The sequence below is a fragment of the Rhodococcus sp. NPDC003382 genome (assembly GCF_053589135.1).
In genome coordinates, this window is record NZ_JBSFRH010000099.1 from 1 (window position 1) to 4,351 (window position 4,351).

Sequence of the window (4,351 nt, forward strand, 5' to 3'; positions counted from 1 at the left end):
GACACGATGACGGTGTTCGAGTCGTATCCGGTCGATCGTGGGGGGTTGACGGCGGAGACGGACATCGCGGGGATGCGGGTGGTGGATGTCTCGGGCGTGGATGCGGCGCATTATCCGATGGGTTTGGTTGCGCACGTGGACGATCGGCTGCACCTGAAGATCAAGTATCTCCCTGATCTCTTCGGCCACGGTGAGGTCGCCGCGATCCTCGACCGCGTGCGTCACATAATCGAATCGCTTGTCGTGCAGTCCAATACACCCATCGACCGGTTCTCACTGCTCGACGACGCCGAGCGCGCCGAACTGGTACCGGTCGCGGGTGGATCGCCGATTCTCGGCGTGACGTTGCCCGACATCCTGGTCGCGTCGGCCGCAGCGGATCCGGACGCGGTCGCGGTAGTCGCGGGGGAGCATCGGCTGACCTACCGTGAGCTCGACGAGCAATCGAATCGTATGGCGCGGAAGCTGATCCGATACGGTATCGGACCGGAGGCGGCGGTCGCGATCGCGGTACGGCGGTCGGTGGAGTCGGTGCTGGCGGTGTGGGCGGTCGCGAAGACCGGAGCGGCCTTCCTTCCCGTCGACCCGAACTACCCCACCTCTCGAATCGAGCACATGATTTCGGATTCGGCTGTGGCGGTAGGGTTCACGACGACCGGTTCGCGCGATTCGTTGCCGGCGACAGTCATGTGGCTGAACCTGGACGACCCGTACGAACAGGCGTCGCCCGATCGCGTGACCGATGCGGATCGCGTGCGCCCCCTGCGGATCGAGCATCCCGCATACGTGATCTACACGTCCGGGTCGACCGGGACCCCCAAGGGCGTAACCGTCACCCATGCGGGGCTGGCCAACCTGGTCGCCGAGCAGCGCGCTCGGTTCGGGGTCGGCCCGGATATGCGGGTGCTGCACGCGGCGTCACCGAGCTTCGACGCGGCGGTACTGGAAATGTTGTGGGCCTTCGGATCCGGTGGCCGCCTGGTGATCTCGCAGCCCGGGGTGTTCGGTGGTCGCGAACTCGCGGAGTTGCTGGCGCGCGAGCAGGTCACCCATGCGGCCCTGACCCCGGCGGCGCTGGGCACGGTCGATCCGGTCGGGCTCGACCATCTGGGCACGGTGATCGTCGGTGGTGAGGCCTGCCCGCCGGAGCTGGTGGCGCGGTGGGCGCCGGGCCGGACCATGGTGAACACGTACGGGCCGGCGGAGGCGACGATCCAGTCGAACGCCGGACGACCGCTCACGGCGGGAGATCCCGTGACGATCGGTGGCCCGATCCGTGGATTCGCCGAACTGGTGCTCGACGACCGGCTGCGGCCGGTCCCGGTCGGGGTGGTTGGGGAGCTGTATCTGTCCGGTCCGGGGTTGGCCCGCGGCTACCGCAACCGTGCCGGACTGACCGCGTCGCGTTTCGTCGCCGCACCGGACGGGCAGCGCATGTACCGCACCGGGGATCTGGTGCGGTGGTGCCGCCGCGACGACGGGACGCTCGAACTCGACTATGTGGGCCGCTCCGATCAGCAGGTGAAGGTCCGCGGGTTCCGCATCGAACTCGGCGAGATCGAATCCGCGCTGCGGGCGTGCGACGGGGTCGAGCAGGCGGTGGCGAGTGTCCATCGGGGTGCGGTGGATCGGCTCGTCGGATATGTGGTGCCGGAGCCCGGCACGGAGGTCGATCCGGTGGCGGTGCTGGCGCAGGTGGGGACGCGGTTGGCGCCGCACATGGTGCCGGCGACGGTGTCGGTGATCGATGCGGTGCCGGTGACGGCGAACGGGAAGGTGGATCGGGCGGCGTTGCCGGAGCCGGACTTCCGTTCGGGTGCGGCGGAGTTCCGGGCACCGGCCTCGGAGACGGAGGCGGTGCTGGCGGAGTTGTTCGCCGAGGTGCTGGGGGTCGAGACGGTGGGTGCGCAGGATTCGTTCTTCGCGCTCGGCGGGGACAGCATCATGTCGATCCAGTTGGTGGCGCGGGCGAAGGCGCGGGGGTTGGTGTTCTCGCCGCGGGATGTGTTCGAGTGCCGGACGGTGTCGGCGTTGGCACAGGTGGCGGCGTCCGGTAATTCGGGTGCGGTGGTGCTCGAGGAGCTGCCCGGTGGCGGGGTCGGCGAGTTGCCGCTCACCCCGATCATGCACTGGCAGAGCGGACGAGGCGACACGGGACTCCACCGGTTCTCCCAGGTCGTCGTGCTGGCGCTCCCCACCGCCATCGACGAGGAGACCCTCGCGGGCACGCTCCAGGCCGTGCTCGATCGGCACGACATGCTGCGCAGCCGGCTGCAGCGCGACCCCGCAGCGCCGAACCGCTGGAATTGGGAAGCATTGCCGGTCGGCGCGATTCGCGCACGCGACGTGCTGCACCGGGTCGTCGTCGACTCGGCGCCGGGCACCGCCGGATTCCACGCGACCGCGGCCGCCGAGGCGGACGCCGCCGCGGACCGGCTCGACCCGGCCTCGGGAATCGTGGTGCAGGCGGTGTGGTTCGACCCCGACGACACCGAAATCCCGGGCAGGCTGCTGGTCATGATTCATCATTCGGCCGTCGACGGGGTGTCGTGGCGGATCCTCGTCCCGGATCTCGCGACCGCGTGGTCGCAGATCGCGGCGGGACAGGACCCGCAGCTCGAGGCGGTCGGTACGTCGATGCGCCGCTGGGCGCACGGTCTGGTCGAGGCCGCGCAGCAACCCGAACGGCTCGCCGAACTCGACTTCTGGCGCGCGACCGCGGCCGCGGACGACCCGACGATCGGGTCCAGGCCGCTGGATCCGGCGACGGACACCGCCGCCACGACCGGCAGCGTCGAGGTCGAACTGTCGGCGGAAGTCACCGAGGCGCTGCTGACCACCGTCCCGGACGCGTTCCACGGCAGCGTATCCGACGGGCTCGTCGCCGCTCTCGCTGTCTCCCTCACCACGTGGCGGCGCGACCACGGATATCCCGCACTAACGGACGCGGTGATCGGACTCGAGGGTCACGGCCGTGAGGAAAGCGTCGTTCCCGGCGTCGATCTGAGTCGCACCGTCGGCTGGTTCTCGACGAGCTATCCGATGCGCCTGGACCTTTCGGGCTTCGATCTCGCCGACGCGTGCGAGGGCGGACCGAATCTCGGGGCTGTCGTCAAGTCGGTCAAGGAACAGCTTCTCGCGGTCCCCGACCACGGCATCGGCTTCGGATTGCTGCGTCACCTCGGTGGGGAGGCCGGACGCGTCCTCGCCGAGTGCACACCACCGCAGGTCGCATTCAACTATCTGGGACGCGTGACCACAGGATCGACCGAGACAACTCAGGACGTGCCCTGGATGCCCGTCGACGACGCCGGCGATCTCTCCGTCGCACAGAATCCGGATCTCCCGGTGCCGGCGGTCCTCGACGTCAACGCGCTCACCCTCGACGACGGAGGCCGCTCACGCCTGCGGGCGATCTGGTCGTTCCCGACCGGGATGCTCACCACCACCGAGGTCGACGCAGTCGCCCGGCTGTGGGTCGACGTCCTCGAGCGCATCGCCGCCCTCGCGACCGTGGCCGGCGGCCTCACGCCGTCGGATCTGGGTCTGGTCACGCTGGAGCAGGCACAGATCGAGGAGCTCGAGCGGCGGTATCCGGATCTGACCGACGTGTGGCCGCTGTCGCCGCTGCAGGAGGGCCTGCTGTTCCACGCGCTGGTGTCGGAGGATTCGGTCGACGCGTACCTGGTGCAACTGGTACTCGAACTGCGCGGAACGGTCGACCCGCAGCGGTTGCGGCGCGCCGGAAAGGTGCTGCTCGAACGCCACGCCAACCTGCGAACCGCGTTCGTACGGTCGCCGGGCGCACCGAGCGTCCAGGTGATCCACGACCACCTCGACGTCCCGTTCGACACGCTGGACCTGTCCGGATCCGACGAGACCACCCTCGACCGCGAGTTCGCCGCGGTCATGGCCGCGGATCGCGCCACCCGGTTCGACCCGGCGCAGGCACCGCTGATCCGGTGGCTGCTGGTCACCACCGGACCGGACAGCCATCGACTGGTGATGACCAACCACCACCTGCTGCTCGACGGCTGGTCGACACCGTTGCTGCTGAAGGAACTGCTCGTGCTCTACGCCACCGACGGCGACGACACGATGCTGCCGCGCTCCCGTTCCTACCGCGACTTCCTGGCCTGGATCGGCGAGCAGGACATCGAGACATCGCTCGCCGCATGGGCCCGTGCATTCGACGGCGCGACCGAACCCACCCTCGTCTCCGACCTCGACTCCGCCCGCCGATACCGCGAATCACGGGACGTGTGTGCGGATTTCGGTGTGGAGGAGACGGCGGCGTTGTCGGCGTGGGTGCGTGATCGCGGGGCGACGTTGAACACGGTGGTGCAGGTGG

The 4,351-nt window shown here is 69.2% G+C and carries 1 protein-coding gene; it reads left to right on the top strand.

What is annotated here, in order from left to right:
- Positions 1-45 precede the first annotated feature (45 nt).
- Positions 46-4,351, top strand: a 4,306-nt coding sequence (locus ACWDUD_RS30490; protein WP_450111760.1) for an amino acid adenylation domain-containing protein, incomplete at its 3' end; no start/stop codon positions are given.